Origin of the sequence: Vibrio genomosp. F10 str. 9ZD137, from assembly GCF_049974785.1 — a bacterium.
Classification (GTDB): domain Bacteria; phylum Pseudomonadota; class Gammaproteobacteria; order Enterobacterales; family Vibrionaceae; genus Vibrio.
On sequence record NZ_JBNGCJ010000684.1, the window covers coordinates 1 to 1232 of the forward strand.

2 protein-coding genes are annotated in these 1232 nt (G+C 40.9%); both read right to left on the bottom strand.

Annotated elements, in window-relative coordinates; all coding sequences use genetic code 11:
- Nucleotides 1-161: 161 nt before the first annotated feature.
- Complete coding sequence (locus ACP45E_RS16400; protein WP_017038775.1) at nucleotides 162-341, bottom strand: hypothetical protein; 180 nt, start codon at nucleotides 339-341, stop codon at nucleotides 162-164.
- Nucleotides 342-406: 65 nt separating this feature from the next.
- Nucleotides 407-1232: fatty acid cis/trans isomerase (locus ACP45E_RS16405; protein WP_198927741.1), on the bottom strand; the 826-nt coding region annotated here is incomplete at its 5' end.

The following is a 1232-nucleotide window of genomic DNA, read 5'->3' on the forward strand; positions in this document are numbered from 1 at the left end:
TGAACAGTTATTTACTACGATTAGTATAAGTAGCGGTTTTATTAAAAGCGGCTAGAAACAAAAATAACACCCTTTCGTAGGGTGTTATTTCGTTATAGCCTGGCTGTTTTGCCTCATTATTCAATCACACAAGCAATTTTCACTTGTTTTTCGATGAGCTATCACTCTTTTTTAAGTGAGTTATCACTCAGTGCGTTAGGATCATCGTCAAAGGGATGCTCAGCGCGATCTCTTAGCACCTCTAATTGATGCTCTAGCATGTTAACGGTATCGTAATCAGCTTCTGAGCAGGCGATATAAATTTGCTGCTCCAATGCCTCGATACTATCTTTTAGTGCCATGATCCACCTCCTAAACGTGTCACATTTACGGATTTGCCTGTTCTGGAATCTATCTATTCTCAAATCTATCTATTTTCAAATCTATTGTAGTCAAGCAACCCAAATTCGATAGGCTGATTTTTCTGGTACCAAGCGTGCAGACGGTCACTGAACGGCCAAAAATATGAGTCACTGCGTCGAATAGCAAATCGATCCAGTAACTTAATGTAGTCTTCTTCCGTTTTAAGGGTGGAGAGCATCTTCACTAAATCAGTAACTTCTTTTTCACCGACAAGAAGAAACGCCGACGGATAGCTTCCTACAATACCTTTGACTAATGTTAAGTCGTCATTATCAAAATCACGATTACTCTCTTCATTAAACAAACTCGAAATATTCGTGTGGGCGGCATTACGCAGGAGGGTAAATACTTCATCCTCTCCCGTATCTGCTTCAACGATCATCATGATGATCTCTGGAAGAAACTGGACACCATTGCCTGTAATACCATTAACCGAATTAAGGATACGCTCGTTACGGGGTGAGAGATCAGTTTTTTTTATGTCATATCGAGCATTGAGCACCGGTCCAAGCTGAGTTTGTAGAATATCGTACAACTCATTTTTGTAATCCGTCGTCTGATATGGAACGAGACTCTGTTGGTCAAATGGACGGATATTACGCTGGAAAAAATCACTCAAGTCGCTACTTTGATTTTGATACCAGCTCGAATGTTCGATATGGCGAACCTCTCGTGGTAACAGAGAGATAAAATTCGTTTCCCCTTCGAGTCGAAGAAAATCCATAAACATACGAGTGATCAGTTGGTGGCCAAAGTTACCGTAGATATCAAAGCCTGCTACCAGAAGGTAATGGATTCTTTCAAGGAGTGCGTAAAGATCGGAAGAGCGG